The following is a 17495-nucleotide window of genomic DNA, read 5'->3' on the forward strand; positions in this document are numbered from 1 at the left end:
AGGGACTCGAACCCACGACCTGCTGATTACAAATCAGCTGCTCTAGCCAGCTGAGCTACACCGGCATCAGTAATAAAAAAGTCCGCTATTTCTAACGGACTGCAAATGTATAGAATTTATTTTTTAATCAAAACATTTTTCATCTTTTTTTTATTTCTTCTTAAATTTATTTTAGAAACAAATTCATAAAGTCCTCAAAAAGAATCCTGTTGCTTAAATATGTGTTCTTATCCTACCTTTTCTTTTTAATAATAAACGCTCTAAAGAATCCGCAGACAGGTCGACTGCCTCTTCAAAACTTTTGCTTTGTTTTTTCACTACAAATTCGTCTCCAGGAACACTGATTTTTACCTCCACTATTTTATTCTCTTTATCGCTGGTATTTTCAACTTTCAAAAACACGTCGGAAGAAACAACTTTGTCGTAGTACTTTTCTAATTTCCCTAATCTGTCATGAACAAAACCAATTAGCTTCTTGTCAACATTAAAATTGACAGCCTGAACATTTACTTTCATAATAAAAACTTTTAATGGGTTAATTTTCGGAATTATCACGACTTCTGGGATGCGCGTCCCGGTATACTTTTTTTAACTCAGCCAGACTGCTGTGTGTGTAAATTTGGGTCGACGACAAGCTAGCATGTCCTAACAATTCCTTAACTGAATTTATATCGGCACCATTGTTCAGCAAATGCGTCGCAAAGGTATGCCTAAGAACGTGCGGACTCTTTTTTACCTTTTCAGAGACAGTACTAAAGTAATCATTTATTAATCGATAAACAAACGATTCACTGACTTTGTTCCCTTTTTGGCTCAATATTAACAAATCATTATCCACTATCGAAATTAACTTTTTTCTTTCCGTAAGATAACGATTAATTAATTTGTCTGTACAATCCAAAACGGGCAGCAAACGCTCTTTATTGCGCTTCCCTAAAACTTTTAACGTTTTCGAATACGCATTATAATCCACCCATTTTAACCCTATTAATTCCGAACGCCTTAACCCCAACGTATAGAAAAGCTCCACGATCAGACGGTTGCGGATTTCCTCAAACCCATCGTCTTCTCCCAACTCTTCAAAAACCCGATCCAGCTCTTTTTCCGAAAACGGAATCTGAACCTTTCGCGCCACTTTTAACGCCTTATGTTTTTGAAGCGGATTAACCTCTATTTGCTTTGTTTTTAATAAAAACCGATAGAACGACTTTAAAGAAGACACTTTGCGGTTTACCGAAAGTGTCGCCATTCCCGATTCGACCAACGTTACAATCCAGGATCGAACATGACTGTAGTTTACTTTTTCCAGCGCCACTTCAAAACCCTGCTCTTCCAGAAAGGCCGCAAAAAACTGCACATCATTCACATAAGCCGTCAATGTGTGTCGCGAGTAGTTTTTCTCTTTCTGAAGATAGTCCTGATAGGCCTGTAAAGTTGTTCGCATACAAATAAAAAAACCGTTAGCAACAAAGTTAAAAAAACTTTGCCGCTAACGGCTATAGTAAAATTCAAAAACTACTAATTCTCTAAAGAATCTCTTAGTGTCTGAATATAAGCTGCTTTTTGAATCTGAGCTCTTCTTGTTACTGACGGTTTCGTGAATGCCTGACGACTTCTTAATTGTCTAACAACTCCCGTTTTGTCGAATTTTCTTTTGTAACGTTTTAACGCTCTATCAATATTTTCTCCGTCCTTAATTGGTATAATCAACATAATATAACACCTCCTCTCGTTAATGGGTGCAAAAGTATAACTTTATTTTTGATTACAAAACAGAAAACAACATTTATTAAGCACATACACCCTAAAATGCCCTTATATGCGTTATTAAACACACCTGACAGGTTTTAAAAACCTGTCAGGTGTAATTCAGGTGTACTAAAAAACCCGGTCTGTTGACCGGGTTTTTATACAATATGATCAATTTATTATCCTTTTAGAATATTTCTGGAGATAACCAGTTTCTGAATTTCAGTGGTTCCTTCTCCGATCGTACATAGTTTGGAATCTCTATAGAATTTCTCAACCGGGAAATCTTTAGTATATCCATAACCACCGTGAATCTGAACGGCTTCATTAGCTACCTTAACACAAACTTCCGAAGCATACATTTTAGCCATAGCTCCTAGTGTTGTTACCGGTTTGTGGTTATTTTTAAGGAACGCCGCTTTGTGTAGCAATAATTCCGATGCTTCAATTTCGGTTGCCATATCCGCTAGTTTAAAGGAAATCCCCTGGAATTCGCTGATCGCTTTTCCAAACTGGTGACGCTCTTTCGAATATTTTAAAGCCGCTTCATAAGCTCCTTTCGCAATTCCTAAGGATAAAGCTCCAATTGAAATACGTCCGCCATCCAAAATTTTCATCGCCTGGATAAATCCTTCACCTACTTCTCCCAAACGGTTGGCATCCGGAATACGACAATTGTCAAAAATCAATTCTGCCGTTTCGCTGGCACGCATTCCCAGTTTGTTTTCTTTTCTTCCACTTGAGAATCCCGGTGTTCCGTGTTCGATTACAAAAGCAGTCATTCCTCTGGAATCTCCTTTTTCACCGGTACGAACGATTACTACCGCAACATTACCCGATTTAGCATGCGTGATAAAGTTTTTTGCTCCGTTGATCACCCACTCATCACCGTCTTTAACCGCAGTGGTATTCATTCCACCCGCATCCGAACCAGTATTGTGCTCAGTTAATCCCCAAGCTCCAATCCACTCGGCTGTCGCTAATTTTGGAATCCATCTCTTTTTCTGCTCTTCATTTCCGAATGTCAGGATATGGTTGGTACAAAGCGAGTTGTGTGCCGCTACCGATAAACCAATTGAAGGATCTACTTTTGATATTTCTTCTACAATAGTAATGTATTCATGGTAACCCAAACCGGATCCGCCCAGTTCTTCCGGTACTAAAACCCCCATGAATCCCATTTCTCCTAATTTTTTGAATAAATCGACAGGAAAAGTCTGCGCTTCGTCCCATTCCATAATATTAGGACGAATGTTTTGTTCGGCAAAATCTCTGATCGACTGAGCGATCATCGCTTGCGTTTCATTGTATTCAAAATTCATTTTGCTGTTTGTTTGTTTAAAAATCCAAATATAAGGCAATTATATCAACTTTTTCAACTGGGAATTCTTTAATTTTTGTTAAGTCTTCTTTGGATTTTATCGGGCCAATCATACTCCGATAGGTGATCATCTGCTTTGCAATCCCGTATCGGAAATACGGAAACTGCGCCAATTCTTTTAGCGAGGCGTTATTAATATCGATCTTTGTTATTTCCGGCGGAGTCAGTACCGGGAAATGCCGGATCAGTTGCTCGACCACTTCGTCCGACAATCCCCAGATATAGCGGAATTGTTCTGTACTGACAAACGCACCGAATTTTTCTTTTTCTTTTATAATCCGTTCGGATAAGGCTTCCCCTATTCCGTATATTTTTCGCAGCTCCTCGCGGGTAGCTTTGTTAATATCAATCCGGAACTCTTTTTTTTCCTGTCGCTTTGCTATCGGATACGAAACCGTTTGTGTTTTAGGTGTTTTTTGATTGACCCAATCCGGGAATTTAAAGTAGGGCGCTATTTCGGCAAGTCGTTTTTCGTCCATTTGGGTAACCTGACGAAATTCCACTACCGAGTTGACATATTTATTTTGAGAGCGAAAATGCTGTAACCGATCGATTTCGGCTACCGTCATTCCCAGCATGTATCCTTTATAATCGGAAATAAAATTCGGATTAAACGGCTGTAGTTTGATTTTGGATGTTTGATTCTCCCGTTTGAGACTGTCGATTGTGATTTGCTGCGACAGCCATTTTTCGGCTTCCGGATTTGTCACAGGGGTGTATTGCAATTGTCCGGTAAAATAAATCAGAAGTTGTATGCCCAGTAGTACCAACAACAATACAAAAATACCACTTCGCTGCGCCCGCGTATACTTTAGTCCGTATTTGTTGTTGCTGTCCATTTTTTATCAGAGGTCAAAAACGGAACTCCGTTTGGTATAAACCATATCTTTTAGGCGTAGCCAGAATGCCAGCGTCAGATAGACCCCAAACCACAAACCTACCGTAAAAAACGACAGGTAAATAAAAAACAGCCGAACACTCGTTGCCCGCATCCCTAAACGGTCGGCAAGTCGTGACGACACTTCAAATCCGTGTTTTTCAAAAAAATGACGTATGTTGGTGATCAGGTTCATCTGTTTTTAATTTGATTCAAAAATACGTTTTTCCTGTTGATTATCCCAATAGCTTTTTTCCGATATCACAATGCAGGCATCTTTTATAATTACAATATTCTTTTTTTAATTGTAACATCGCCTGACTATCGAAAGCACTTTCGATCGTTATTCCCAATTGTTTAAACCGGTCGGTAATACCATTCCGTTCCGGTGCTATTTCCCGTGCCATGTCCAGTAATTCTTCCGAAAAATCATTTCCGAGATAACGGGCATATAAAAATCGCAGCGGCAAAATGGCGTTTATAAAAAGTAATTGCCGGAAACTTATGCTTATCTTTTTGACTTTCTCTTTTCCGGGACTTACCGTATCAAACCGATAATGGGTATTCCAATATTCCGGCATTTCAACAGTAAAGATCTTATAAAATGCATCAAGCGTATTACAATGAATAAGAACATCAAATAAATTCGAATGCTTTTGATACAATCCGGCCAATTGTACCAATCGGATCGTTGGAAAATTATCCGGTCGTACTTTATAAAATTGCAACGGGATACCACCTTTCCAATGAAACCGGTACTTTTTCCTTAGTTCCTTCCATTTTCGCTTACGATCACAAAAATACCGATCCTCCTTATCTTCGTCCAATAACGCTGCCATACCCAAAAACAGTGCTTCGAGATTGCCTGCGACATATCGTTCTTTTCGGATAATGGTAAACGGGACAGCTCTTGCAATCTGATAAAAAGCTTCGCTATTGCTGTTTAATCCGAAGCTTTTCGCCAGACAACAAAACAAGGTTGCTTCCCAGTCGTTTTTATTTTCTTTTAACAGTATCTGAATCGGTTTTACTTTTCGTTCCAAACGTTCTAAAAAAAGGCGTTCTTTCCATTTTAGCCAAAAAATTGGTTCGATTGTGAGCAGGTCTTTTTCACAGAAAATCCAGTTTTTCGCTTTTATCAATCGATAATAATCCGATAAGAATTGATCCGGAACATAGTCTTTCAGTACCAATACCGGGATTTCGGAATCGTCGGGACGGAAAACAGCGATATCATGTTCCCAGACCACATGCAGAATTACATGGTCGTATTTTTTATTGATCTCGTGTCGGTGATGGTACCAATCGGACGATTTTAAATGAATTTCCACATTACCCCCCCAATGTTGGTTTCCGATAATTAAACGAGCATTAAAAAAATCCGGCCCGTCTTCTTTGTGGTATTGCCCGGGATTAAGGACTTGTAGTGCTTCCCCTTGTATTGTTTTTAGTGGCAATGCGGTAATCTTCTGGTATTGCCAGATATAGTGTAAAAAAATTTCCTGCATGGCGTATAAAGTAAATCTCTAATTTAAGAAAAATTTATCTTTGCATCTCGACCAACTAAAAAATGAAAAAATTATTCGCCCTCGTATTAGTATTACATTTTGGAATACTATATGCCCAATTGGATGTCATTCCGTCCAATGGTTATAAGATCACCTATCAGAGAAGTTCAAATGGAAAAGTACTCGAAAACCAGGATCCGATTTTGGTTTTTGCGACAACTGATCAAACTACATTATTGTCCAGTGTCAGGATTCAATCGGGTAAAGCCGCTTATCCTTACGAGCAGACTTTTATCGATCTGAACAATCGTCGTTTTACACAACTGGCATTTTTAGGCAACGATAAAAATGCTGCGACCACCGATAGTATTGCACTATCCCAGCAAACATTTACGCTTAGCTCCGAAACCAAAACCCTATTAGGCTACAAATGCCGAAAAGCCAAAACCGTTGTTAATTCCAATACGATCGAGCTTTGGTTTACGACCGACTTAAAAGTAAAAGGCGCGCCTACCGTATTGGGAGCCGATCTGGGATTGGTACTCGAAATGGTGCGCAACAATAATTTTGTGATTACCGCCACTACAATTGAAAAACAAAAGAAAATCTCGCCCCGTTGGATGGCTTTCCATGGCTTTAATGGCCCGACGACCGACTTGCTGACGTATCGCGATTTGCTTTGGAAAAGTCGGTTTACCACGATATCCGTTTTTAAAGACGAAATTCTAAATTTTTCGGATCAGTCCCAATCCAATGATAGTATACTGCGTTTTGCCAATGGTACCGTTATTCTGAAAAAAGTAAGCTTTCCGGAGATTCCTGCCGGCAGTCTGATTTTTGCCGAATTACAGGAACAATCCAATGGTGATGCCTATGATCGCACCGGTTCCGTTTTTGTAATTCCGGAAGATCAGCCGCATTCCTTTTTAGACGGTTTGAAAAATGGCGTAAAATCCCTTCCGGTTTATGATAACGGAAATGGAAAACAGTATCAGGGTATTGTTCGTACTACTAATTATAGTCCGTTATTGGAATTAATGCGTTTCTTTACTCCGTTTGGGATCAAACAATACAATCATATCGCTTTAAAAGATAAAAAATGGCACGAGATCGTCCCGTATCGTCAGGATATTTCGGAACTACAAAGTGCCTTAAACCATAAGACCGTATGGGTTGGGACTTTTATCGGAAATTATGATAAAGGTGGTCATAAAATCAGTTTGGATATCACGATTCATGCAGGAGACAAACCCGCTACCGGCAATCGTTTTGTTTTACCCCTGTTTAATACAACCAACGTAATGGAAATGGCCGGACAGGATTATGCGACCCTATTTAATACTGACAAAGGCCTCGAGGTTACGTTCGATTTACCCAATGCTGTTCCCAATGCACAACTTCGCTATATAACCACAGGTCATGGCGGTTGGGAAAATGGTGATGAATTTGTCCCTAAAAAGAACCGGATTTTCCTGGATCAGCAGGAAGTATTTGCTTTTATACCCTGGCGACAGGATTGTGGTTCGTACCGTTTGTTTAATCCCGCTTCGGGGAATTTTAACAACGGCTTGTCTTCATCCGATTACAGTCGTTCCAACTGGTGTCCGGGAACCGTAACCAATCCGGTTATGATTGATCTGGGCGATCTGAAAGCCGGTAAACACACGATACAGATTCGTATTCCACAAGGCGCACCGGAAGGAAACAGTTTTAGCTCCTGGAATGTCTCCGGTGTATTGATCGGAAATTAAAAAAGTGCCGTTTGTAAATTACAAATGGCACTTTTTATTTTTAAACCGACAGGCTTAAAATGCTTTTAAAATTACGCTTTTTTAAACCTGACAGGTTTTGGAAACCTGTCAGGTTTGTAACGTGTATATTCTTTATTTTATCGAATTGATAATATCGTGTTTGGTGATGATATGGTGTTTTCCATTTCCTAAATCGACCAAAACCGCCTGATTATCTTTATTGATCAGTTTTGATACTTCGTCAATCGGAGTTCCCAGTTTTACAATCGGGAAAGCAGCTCCCATTACTTCACGGATTGGCTTATCCGCTACATTTTTATCGGCTACATAACTCTGGAATAAATCCGTTTCGTCTACAGAACCTACAAATCCCGTAACATCGATTACCGGAATCTGAGAAATTTTGTGTTTGCGCATTCTTTCAATCGCATGCGATACTAATTCTTCCGTACGCACTACAACCAATGGTTTGTCGATATGCTCTTTGATCAAGTCTTCTGCTTTTGTAATTTCTTCATCAAGGAAACCTCTTTCGCGCATCCAATCGTCATTAAACATTTTTCCAACATATCGGCTACCGCTATCGTGGAATAACACTACCACCACATCTTCCGGTTTAAAGTGCTCTTTTAACTGGATTAGTCCTTTTATCGCTGCTCCGGCAGAGTTCCCTACAAAGATTCCTTCTTCCAATGCAATTCTACGGGTATACACCGCGGCATCTTTATCGGTTACTTTTGTAAATCCATCGATTAGTGAAAAGTCAACGTTTTTAGGAAGGATGTCTTCTCCGATTCCTTCGGTGATATAGGAGTAAATTTCGTTTTCATCGAAAATACCGGTTTCGTGGTATTTTTTAAATACCGATCCGTAGGTATCGATTCCCCAGATTTTAATATTCGGGTTTTTCTCTTTTAAATATTTTGCCACGCCGGAAATGGTTCCACCGGTTCCCACACCTACTACAAAGTGTGTGATTTTCCCTTCGGTTTGTTCCCAGATTTCCGGTCCGGTTTGTTCGTAATGTGCAATCGCATTCGACGGGTTGTCGTATTGGTTTACATACCATGCATTAGGTGTTTCTTCGGCCAAACGTTTTGATACCGAATAATACGAACGCGGATCCGTTGGTTCTACGTCTGTAGGACATACCACTACTTTGGCCCCTACCGCGCGAAGAATATCCATTTTCTCTTTGGACTGTTTATCCGAAATCACACAGATCAATTTGTAACCTTTAACAATCGCTGCCAAAGCCAATCCCATTCCGGTATTTCCGGAAGTTCCTTCGATAATGGTTCCACCCGGTTTTAAACGTCCGTCGGCTTCCGCATCTTCGATCATTTTAACCGCCATACGGTCTTTTACCGAATTACCCGGATTAAAGGTTTCTACTTTTGCCAATACCAAAGCGTCTACTTCTTTGGTTACTTTATTTAGTTGAACCAAAGGCGTGTTCCCTATGGTTTCCAATATGTTTTTTGCGTATTTCATTAGTATATAATTTCTAAAAAAGTATGTTTTGTCCGCCAAAGATATTGCAATTTGACGTATTATAAAATGTTGCTAACGCGCCCTTAACTAAAGAAATTCCATACCAGTCCGAAACGCACCATAAAATCGTGATACGGGTTGTTCGGATCGGAATAATATTTATAGCCCGAAAAACTGGAATTAAAATGTTCTGCTTTTAAATAAATTCGCGTGCGTTTGATTTTGGCATTGATAAAGAAATCAAGCATTGGGAAATTTCCGATTTCTTTTTCCTGTTGGATATAGAATTCACCCAATAACGGATTGTAGGTATTCGCGTAATATTTTGTAAAGTAATTTAACGTCACCCCCATTTGCAGGTATAAGGCTTTTGAAAAATAGTGATCATTAAAGTATAAGGAGTTACGCGTCACAAATTCCGGTACGTTTAGTATTTTGTCTGTCTGATCAACTTTTTGGTACAGGAAGGTATTGTCCAAACCAAATTTACCCACTTTAAATTCACGTCCTACTTTAACCGAAAAGTAATTGATGGTATTTCCGTATTGTTGCGGAGAAACGAGAACCTGAGTCGCATCGGTACTCGTATCGGCAAAATACAAATGATCATCTAATATGCTATATTTTACCGAAGCATCCAACCATTGTGTTTTGGCATCGAATTCAACGTTTTTAATTTTTTCGTTTTTAAAGTTGTTCGTCCAATTATAGAAGATATAACCACTCTGATATAAATTGTAGTTCAGATCCGGAAGTTTATTCATGTTTTGGAAACGCAATGTAAAAACGTTACGCGTGTCCCAGTTATAGCGTACCGTTCCTTCAATTTTTGCCAGTGACTGGTCGGTTATTGAATTGGACACTAACAGCGTTCCTTTCCATTTGTCTTTATAGTAGGTATATTGTGCGCCATACGAATTGATCTTGTCATTTAAGCGGTTTGGTACTCTAATCGAGGCATCATCATTCATAACTGTACTGTTATAAAAATAATTGTAACGATAGTCTTCCAGATAAAACTCCAGATCACCAACATTTTGGTTGGAATAGGCTACACCTACTTTATTATAGAGGCTGTTAAATCTTGTTTTATTACTGATGGCACTGGTATAGGAATCACCGAAACGTTCGTTGGCGGTTGGTTGCGAATAATCGAAGAATTTATATTCGTAATTAAAACGATGCAGGAAGACCAAACTGTTCGGATTATTTTTATTGAGTCGGAAACTATGATCAAAAAACACCCGTTTTCCTTCGAGTGACGATTTGGTGTCGTCGCTAAAATAGACATCCAGACGCGCACGGTCGTCATAAGGCGGAATACTGTTTTCGAATTCTTCCAGGTTTTTCACACCTCCGTTTTCATGATTCAGGATATCCTGAATGGCTACGTGGAATTTTAAATTATACCGGTTATCCGTGGTGTGATAACTGGTTATAAATCGGAAATTACCGGTACTCGAAAGCTGGTTTACATATTTACCCAACGAACGCAGTCCTTTATAGCCGATGGAAAAATTCAGATTTTTAGAGGTATTCAATGAGATAAAGGCGTCCAGGTTTTGTCCCTGTTCCATCACCGATTTATAGTAAAGCTCGGTCATTGGCGTTGGCATCGAATAGTATTTAATATCCTCGGCCCGCATAAAATTAAATGTCTTTGCTTTAAATCCGAATTCCGGATAAGCGTTATAGGCAGTCAAACCGTAGTCGAGTGTATTATAGGTTTGCCCTTCGTTTGGAAAAGGCATCAATCCGAAAATATCCTTGCGCAAGTAGTTTAGTTCATAATCCTTTTTGATGGTTAATGAAGTATCCACAAAGGTAGTATCGCGATCCAACGTAATAATTTTATATTGATCGATTGGCGCAAAATGGGTTTTATTGTCCGAACCCCGAAGTGATTTTTTAGGCTTTATTGAATCCTTTACCGGCTCCTGCCCCAACATCGCAAAAGAACATAACAGTACTACCGCTATAAAAAGATGCTTCATAATTCTATATTAGAATCGCAAAGGTATTAGAAATTTACAAATAATGCAGCTATTCTGTAAAATGAGCTATAATTTATCGTTTTATCAAAAAAAAGCGCCCCGATTGGGGCGCTTTAAAAATATATTTATTTAAAAATTATTTTTTGTTTTTTTTCAAACCAGCTTTTGCTTTGAAAGCAGCAGCCATTTTGTTAACGTTTGATGCAGATCTACCTTGAGCAATAATGCTATTGTCATTTGGATTTAAGATCGTGAACACACCATTTTCTACTTTCACAGCAGCGATCAAAGTGACATCACCGTTTCCAGCACCAGCACTATTCTCACCTTGTGAGTTAGAAGTTAAGAATCCTGTAGTTTGTGTGTAAGAACCAGCTTGTAAAGTAGCAGAACCACCTCTTACATAGTCAACAGTGATTGGAATGTTGAATTCTGGTAAACCAGCAGCAGGAACTCCTGCATCACCATAAAGGTATCCAACGATTAAGTAAGTACCATTTGGATAATCAGCCAAAGGCATTACTAAATGCTCTGGACAGTCACCAGTTTGTGCTCCGTCTCCAATAGGGTTGAAACCAGTATCAAAAACCAAGATGTCTACGTCATAATCGATATCACAAAGTGAATAAGTCTGACCTCCAGCTTCGAATGTTTTATCCCAAGCAAGTGTCAAATCTAATTCATCTTTCACAACGTTTTTGATCGTAATGTTAACAGTCTGATCAATTGTTCCGTTCATGTTGTGAGCCCCTGTAAGTTTTAAAGCAAGTAATTCATCTTGCTCATACTCATTATCAAGGACAGTTGGAATAGTAATTGTATACGTAGATGTGTTAGCCGGGAAAGTTACTAAAAAACCATCCGTTCCTAATCCATCTTCAGCTCCTACTTCTAAACCAGGCAATGTAAAATCATCACCTAAAGTAGCCGTGCTGTTTCCTAAAACCTCCAGTTTAACTTCCATTGGAACGTTAGAAACTTTACTCGTTTTAAGTACAAGCGTAACCGCATCACCTTCATTTACCGTATAGGCAGAAAATTCAGGGGAAATTGCTGGTTTTTCGTTGTAAACAAAGTCCGGATCATTATCATTACAGGAAACAAACGCTAATCCTGAAAATAACAATGCTAAAGCTGAACTTAAATATCTTTTATTTTTTTTCATATTTCTCTATTATTATTTAGTTCACTTTTCTGAATAGGTATTGTCTATTTGCATAAATACCTGTGATTGTAACACTAGTCCATCTTAGATCACCATTTGCTTCTACTGTACCTGTTCCAGAGATTGGATATGTATCGTTTCCGTACCAGTCAGTGATCGTTAAAGTATCACAAAGGTCAGAGAAATACATATCGTACTGTGTATAACCCGGTGTAAGGTTAGATTTGTAAGAACCTACTCCGATCTCAGTAACAACAAGCGGGAAAGTCCCTGAAGTATACGATGCGGTATAGTTCCCTGCTAAGTTAGAGAAACAAGAACCTACTAAAGTGATTGTTAATTTGCTGTAGTTTGATCCTACAACAGTTGCGCTAGAAGAAGAAGCTCCTGTAAGTTTAATTACAACAGTTTTATCATCATTTACAACAACATTGTTACTGTGAACAGTAATAGGAATTACAACCGATTTGCTTCCAGCAGGAATAATTGCAGTATGATTAGCAGAAGCAAAATCAAACTCATGTCCTAATGTAGCAGTACTACTAGTTGCATCAAAATCGTAAGTAACAGCGATATCGCTATCAGCTGGTAAACTTTGGTTACCACCGATTAGTTCGATAACCATATTAACAGTTTTATCTGTTCCGTCTGTTACGATTCCATTACTTTGAGAAGTTCTGGCAAATCCAACGATAGCTCTTGAATCACCAAAGTATGGTGCCTCATCGCCTAAGTCACACGATACCGACACAGCGGCAGTTGCAACAAACAATAATAATAATTTAATTTTTTTCATATTTAATAGTATTTTGAGGTTATCACCAATTATGGTAATGCCCAGAAGATTTTATTATTAAATGCATCATTTTGAGACTGACTTGGTACGTTGTTACCATTTGCAGTGTACTCAGAGTTCGGGTACATCAAACGATAAGGTTTGTGAGTTCTAGTAGCTGTTAAAGCTAAATCAGTCTGAGGGAAACCAGTTCTTGTGTACTCGATCCAAGACTCAATACCATTGATACCCATTAAAGCGATCCATTTCTGAGTCATGATTGCTTCACGTTTATCAGCAGTTGCATCCCATCCGATTTTATTAACACTATTAGCAGCAGCGATATAAGCAGCACCACCAGTAGCTCCTAACAAATCAAATGACTTTTGGATACCTGTTTCAAATAAAGCTTTTGCAGATCCAGGTAAATACCCATAATTCACCGCTTCAGCCTGTAAGAAATAACTCTCAGCAGCTGTAAAGATATAACCATTCTGTGCAGAATTTCTGATCAAACCAGGACCAAGATTTGCTAAGTTGTCCGGAGCTTCGATACCCGTTTGTCCCTGGATAACTCCAGCCCAAGATCCACCATTTTGTTTGAATAATCTAGATAAACGTCCATCTTGAACACCATATTTACTACCGTTAAGCGATTTGATCGCGTTATCCGTAGCTACAGTAGAAGTATAAGAAGCTCTTTCTGTAGTTTCGTTGATTTGGTATCCGTATGTGTTATAGAACGGGTTTTGTCTGTCGTTATTAGCATTTGAATAACCAGGGTTAACTGTAGCATCAGTTGTGATGAAATCAGCACCAGCTAATTCAGCGAACTCAGCAGTTAAGTAAGCCTGGCTAGCAGCAACACCAGATTCTCTGATCAACAATCTTAATTTGATTGTGTTTGCTAATTTTTTCCAGTTAGTCATGTTTCCTTTAAATACAGGATCTTCCAGTCCAACTGTATTTGTTCCAGCAGGAGCATTATCAATCATTTCGATTGCATCCTCTAACTGTACAACTAAGTCTCTATAAACAGTTTGTGCATTATCATAAACCGGTGTAGTGTTTAATGGATTGTGCGCCTGAGAATAAGGAATATCACCATACAAATCTACTAAATACTGGAAGTAGAACGTTTTCATGATTTTTGCGATAGCCTTGTGGTTATCGTAATTATCAGCAGGGAAATTCTGGATGTTTGTTAAACCTAAAGTCGTTAAGAACATATTCTCCCAAATTCTTGAATAGAATGAGTTATCGATATTTAAGTCAAACTCTACAGTATAAATACCCGTTACCGAGTTAACATTTCCACCCCAGCTGTTCATAAATAAGTTTCCTAATGCATTTGGCATTGTAGAAAATGTGCGGTAAGGCTGAGTGATCGCTCCACTTAAAGCTAAGTTCGGCGTTACAGTTTCATAAGTAGGGTTGTTAGGCGACTCATTGATATCTAAGTAATCGTCACAAGAGGACAACCCTAATGCTGCTACTAATGAAAATAAATGTATTTTGTACTTTTTCATACTTCTTTTAATTAAAACGTTAAGTTAAGACTGAAACCAACAGTTCTAGTGTTTGGATACTGGTTAGTTCCACTTGCTCCACTATTACTAGTACCAGAAGCTAAACCTACAGCATTACCATTGTTAATTGATGATTCAGGATCGTCATATCCTCTGTTTTCTCTAGCTAATACTGTAAATGGATTTCTCGCATTCACACCAACTCTTAAGCTAGTTAAACCTGTTCTTTCTAACATTTTAGCTGGAATTGCATAGCTTAAAGATAACTCACGTACTCTGAAAGCAGTAGCATCTAAAATGTAGTTCTCATCGATGTTTGAATAAATGTTTGCATAATACTGTTGTACTCCGATTGAAGAACCACCACCTGTAACTACAGAGTTGTTCGCAACATAAGTTCCAGTGTTAGCATCTAAGTAAGAAGAGTTAGGAATAATGAATCCACCTCTTCCGTTTTCAGCTGAATCAACTAAATAACCGAAGTTAGTTAATGTATTTTTAGTACCTGAATAGTACTGGTGTCCAGTTCTGTAATCCATTACAGCTGCTAAACGTAATCCTCTGAAATCAATAGAGGTATTTAAACCTAAGATGTAATCTGGAGTAGTTTTACCTAACTTCATTAACTCAGTAGATTTAAGTGGGTTACCAGTGTTTGGATCAACGATGATACGTCCTTCTCCATCTCTTTGGTATCCGAAACCTTTGATGATTGGATATTCTTCACCTTCTTCAGCGAAGATACCGTAAGTTCCATAAGGAGAGTAGATTGCTACTGAGTTTGTATTGTCAGCAACTTTTTCTACTGTAGTTTTCGTTTTAGAGAAGCTGAATTTAGCATCCCATGTGAAATCTTTAGTTTTGATAGGTGTAATACCTAAGTCAATCTCGATACCTTTAGTTTTAGTAGCACCAATGTTTGTTGTATAGTTAGGGTTACCAGAAGCGTAAGAAGCACTTGTTGTTGTGATCAAATCAGTATTATCACTTAAATAACCTGCTACATCTAAAGTAATTCTATCTTTTAAGAAACCTAAGTTTAAACTCGCCTCTTTAGTAACGTAGAACTCTGGCTTGATATAAGGATTCGTTCTTGAGTTGTAAAGAAGTGTTGGCTGTTGGTTTGGTACATAAGAGTTAATTCCATTGAATGGATAACCTGTACTTCTAACATATAAGTTATTGATATCATAAGCAGCAACACCATTCGCACTACCAACTTTTACAATACTCGCTGTAATTTTAGCATAAGAAAGAATGTTGTTATCTTTTAATGATTCAAACGCTTTTGTAGGAATGAAAGATAAACCAGCAGATGGATAGAAGAAATTGTTGTTAGATTTATCTAAGAAAGATACCCACTCATTTCTTCCTGTTAAGTTCAAGAATAAATAATCTTTATAACCTAAGTCAACGTTTCCAAAGAATGCAAATCTTCTTGATCTAGCGAATGAGTTTGTAGCATTCGGTACGCTTGATACGTTAGCGATATTGTATAATCCAGGGATTGCTAACTGAGATCCTGATGCTCCAGTTGAAGTAGCATAAACATCTTGTACGTTGTTACCAATGTTAACTTTTAAGTTAAAATCTTTTGTTAAATCATAATCAAAGTTGATCAATAAATCAGCATACAATCTTCTTGTAGAACCGTTTGATGTAGACAATGAAGAAATAACTGACTGGTTACCATTTCCGTAACGGTATGGATCAACATAATCATTTGTATAACCTAACGTTTTAGTACTAGAAAGGTTAACACCTGCAGTGTATGAAATATTGATGTTTTTGTTTACTTCAAAACCAATTTTTCCAATTCCGTTGAAAACGTCTGCATTCGATTGATTTCTTACGTTATCACGCACCCAGTAAGGGTTTCTCATATAGTAGCTATATCCATGTAAGTTACCTCCGTTTTCAAACATTTCGATTGGAACGTTTGTTGGCGTTTGTAATAAATCATAGTATAAACTTGAACTTGTAGTTCTAGACTCTTGTGTAGTATATTGAGCATTCCCCTCAACATTCCATCTTCCGATTTTTTTACCAGCTTTGAATTGGAAGTTTGTTCTATCCAAAACGTCATCCTGAACGATAAACTCGTTTCTTAATTTGTTAGCTGTAAAGAAAAGGTATCCATCCTCGTTTCCTGAAGATAATGAAACACCATTTTGTGTTAACACTCCAGTTTTGAAGAATTTCTTGATATTATCACTTCCTAAAGAACGGTAAGGCAACATTAAGAAGCTTCCGTCTGCCTGTGGCAAACCTGTAGGCTGGATAGAACCATCAAATTCTGGTCCCCAAGTACCATTCTCATAAGAATAGTGTTGTCCATCCCATCCTTGTCCGTATCTTGTTTGTCTTTCCGGAAGGTAAGCAACTGTAGAGAAGTCAATTGATGAGTTCACAGAGATTGTCATTTTCTGACCTTGAGTTGATCCTTTTTTAGTTGTAACGATTAACACCCCGTTAACACCATCAGATCCATACAACGCAGCTCCTTGAGAACCTTTAATTGTATTAACTGACTCAATAGCCTCAGTTGGCAACTGCTGTAATGCAGTAGCAGTAGAGATAACTCCATCAATTACAACCAACGCCTGGTTGTTTTGTGTAATTGACTTAGGAGCACGGATAACGATTCTTGAAGTTGCATCAACAGCAGAGTTTGTCTGGTTAATCTGTAAACCAGATACTTTACCTGTTAATGACTGAATCGCATTCGGAGAAGCTGCCTGTGTTAACTCTTTCGATTTAACAACCTGGTTAGCTGAAGTGATTGCATCCTGTCTCTTTTTGATACCTAAAGCTCCAACAACAACTTCGTTTAATTGTTTTGCCTGCGATTGCAAAGCAACATTAACCTTGTTTGAAGCTCCAACCGTTACAGAAGAAGTCTCCATTCCAACAAATGTATACACTAACACTTGTCCTTGTTTGGCTTTGATGGAATAATTACCATCCATATCAGTTTGTGTGCCTTGTGTTGTTCCTTTAATAACAACACTAACACCAGGTAACGGTAAACCTCCCTCGGTCACTGTACCTGTAACAGTTTTCTCCTGTTGTGCGAACGAAAACTGCATCGAAAACGCTAGTAAAAGCGTAAAAATCCATTTAAACTTCGATCTCATATTAAATTTATTTGAGTTAGTTATTCCGCAAACTTCTTAATAATTTCTTAAATAAACAAATATAATATAGGAATTATAGCATTTTATTTGTGTTAAAAAAAGCCATTTGAAAATACACTATATCAAATAAAGTCC

Annotated in this window: 14 protein-coding genes; 1 reads left to right on the forward strand and 13 read right to left on the reverse strand. The window is 38.2% G+C overall.

Annotated features, from left to right (window positions below; genetic code table 11):
- Nucleotides 1-213 precede the first annotated feature (213 nt).
- From raiA to Q1R07_RS13965, 7 genes are all read right to left on the reverse strand, one after another.
- On the reverse strand, nt 214-516 hold the full coding sequence (gene raiA, locus Q1R07_RS13935) for a ribosome-associated translation inhibitor RaiA (protein ID WP_136402306.1): 303 nt from the start codon (nt 514-516) through the stop codon (nt 214-216).
- 19 nt (nt 517-535) lie between these two features.
- Nucleotides 536-1444, reverse strand: coding sequence for a tyrosine-type recombinase/integrase (locus Q1R07_RS13940; protein WP_300491424.1), 909 nt, complete (start codon nt 1442-1444; stop codon nt 536-538).
- Between the two features lie 74 nt (nt 1445-1518).
- A complete protein-coding gene (gene rpsU / locus Q1R07_RS13945) occupies nt 1519-1713 on the reverse strand; it encodes a 30S ribosomal protein S21 (RefSeq protein ID WP_136402304.1) in 195 nt (64 codons plus the stop codon).
- Nucleotides 1714-1928: 215 nt separating this feature from the next.
- A complete protein-coding gene (locus Q1R07_RS13950) occupies nt 1929-3071 on the reverse strand; it encodes an acyl-CoA dehydrogenase family protein (RefSeq protein ID WP_136402303.1) in 1143 nt (380 codons plus the stop codon).
- Between the two features lie 16 nt (nt 3072-3087).
- Entirely contained in the window at nt 3088-3969 is an 882-nt protein-coding gene (locus Q1R07_RS13955; RefSeq protein WP_300491428.1) for a helix-hairpin-helix domain-containing protein, read from the reverse strand.
- 6 nt (nt 3970-3975) lie between these two features.
- Nucleotides 3976-4203, reverse strand: coding sequence for a PspC domain-containing protein (locus Q1R07_RS13960; RefSeq protein ID WP_211089520.1), 228 nt, complete (start codon nt 4201-4203; stop codon nt 3976-3978).
- A gap of 40 nt (nt 4204-4243) precedes the next feature.
- The gene (locus Q1R07_RS13965) at nt 4244-5515 is read right to left on the reverse strand and encodes a DUF2851 family protein (protein ID WP_300491430.1); all 1272 of its coding nucleotides are present in this window, start codon (nt 5513-5515) and stop codon (nt 4244-4246) included.
- Nucleotides 5516-5577: 62 nt separating this feature from the next.
- On the opposite strand from Q1R07_RS13965, the gene Q1R07_RS13970 reads away from it, so the two are divergent.
- Entirely contained in the window at nt 5578-7266 is a 1689-nt protein-coding gene (locus Q1R07_RS13970; protein ID WP_300491432.1) for a PNGase F N-terminal domain-containing protein, read from the forward strand.
- A gap of 132 nt (nt 7267-7398) precedes the next feature.
- On the opposite strand, the gene Q1R07_RS13975 is transcribed toward Q1R07_RS13970, so the two are convergent.
- The 6 genes from Q1R07_RS13975 to Q1R07_RS14000 form a co-directional block, all read right to left on the reverse strand.
- Nucleotides 7399-8760, reverse strand: a complete 1362-nt coding sequence (locus tag Q1R07_RS13975) for a pyridoxal-phosphate dependent enzyme (protein ID WP_300491434.1) — start codon at nt 8758-8760, stop codon at nt 7399-7401.
- A gap of 83 nt (nt 8761-8843) precedes the next feature.
- Entirely contained in the window at nt 8844-10754 is a 1911-nt protein-coding gene (locus Q1R07_RS13980) for a putative porin (RefSeq protein WP_300491436.1), read from the reverse strand.
- A gap of 136 nt (nt 10755-10890) precedes the next feature.
- Nucleotides 10891-11919, reverse strand: a complete 1029-nt coding sequence (locus Q1R07_RS13985; RefSeq protein ID WP_300491438.1) for a hypothetical protein — start codon at nt 11917-11919, stop codon at nt 10891-10893.
- Between the two features lie 16 nt (nt 11920-11935).
- Nucleotides 11936-12715, reverse strand: coding sequence for a hypothetical protein (locus tag Q1R07_RS13990; protein WP_300491441.1), 780 nt, complete (start codon nt 12713-12715; stop codon nt 11936-11938).
- A gap of 29 nt (nt 12716-12744) precedes the next feature.
- Entirely contained in the window at nt 12745-14223 is a 1479-nt protein-coding gene (locus Q1R07_RS13995; protein ID WP_300491443.1) for a SusD/RagB family nutrient-binding outer membrane lipoprotein, read from the reverse strand.
- Between the two features lie 11 nt (nt 14224-14234).
- The gene (locus Q1R07_RS14000; protein WP_300491445.1) at nt 14235-17360 is read right to left on the reverse strand and encodes a SusC/RagA family TonB-linked outer membrane protein; all 3126 of its coding nucleotides are present in this window, start codon (nt 17358-17360) and stop codon (nt 14235-14237) included.
- Nucleotides 17361-17495 lie beyond the last annotated feature (135 nt).

The organism is Flavobacterium sp., assembly GCF_030146175.1.
In the GTDB taxonomy this organism is placed as follows: Bacteria; Bacteroidota; Bacteroidia; order Flavobacteriales; family Flavobacteriaceae; genus Flavobacterium.

Bases quoted from the DNA above. Each gene is read 5' to 3' on its own strand.
- raiA (WP_136402306.1), bottom strand. From the start codon at position 516: ATGAAAGTAAATGTTCAGGCTGTCAATTTTAATGTTGACAAGAAGCTA.
- Q1R07_RS13940 (WP_300491424.1), bottom strand. From the start codon at position 1,444: ATGCGAACAACTTTACAGGCCTATCAGGACTATCTTCAGAAAGAGAAA.
- rpsU (WP_136402304.1), bottom strand. From the start codon at position 1,713: ATGTTGATTATACCAATTAAGGACGGAGAAAATATTGATAGAGCGTTA.
- Q1R07_RS13950 (WP_136402303.1), bottom strand. From the start codon at position 3,071: ATGAATTTTGAATACAATGAAACGCAAGCGATGATCGCTCAGTCGATC.
- Q1R07_RS13955 (WP_300491428.1), bottom strand. From the start codon at position 3,969: ATGGACAGCAACAACAAATACGGACTAAAGTATACGCGGGCGCAGCGA.
- Q1R07_RS13960 (WP_211089520.1), bottom strand. From the start codon at position 4,203: ATGAACCTGATCACCAACATACGTCATTTTTTTGAAAAACACGGATTT.
- Q1R07_RS13965 (WP_300491430.1), bottom strand. From the start codon at position 5,515: ATGCAGGAAATTTTTTTACACTATATCTGGCAATACCAGAAGATTACC.
- Q1R07_RS13970 (WP_300491432.1), top strand. From the start codon at position 5,578: ATGAAAAAATTATTCGCCCTCGTATTAGTATTACATTTTGGAATACTA.
- Q1R07_RS13975 (WP_300491434.1), bottom strand. From the start codon at position 8,760: ATGAAATACGCAAAAAACATATTGGAAACCATAGGGAACACGCCTTTG.
- Q1R07_RS13980 (WP_300491436.1), bottom strand. From the start codon at position 10,754: ATGAAGCATCTTTTTATAGCGGTAGTACTGTTATGTTCTTTTGCGATG.
- Q1R07_RS13985 (WP_300491438.1), bottom strand. From the start codon at position 11,919: ATGAAAAAAAATAAAAGATATTTAAGTTCAGCTTTAGCATTGTTATTT.
- Q1R07_RS13990 (WP_300491441.1), bottom strand. From the start codon at position 12,715: ATGAAAAAAATTAAATTATTATTATTGTTTGTTGCAACTGCCGCTGTG.
- Q1R07_RS13995 (WP_300491443.1), bottom strand. From the start codon at position 14,223: ATGAAAAAGTACAAAATACATTTATTTTCATTAGTAGCAGCATTAGGG.
- Q1R07_RS14000 (WP_300491445.1), bottom strand. From the start codon at position 17,360: ATGAGATCGAAGTTTAAATGGATTTTTACGCTTTTACTAGCGTTTTCG.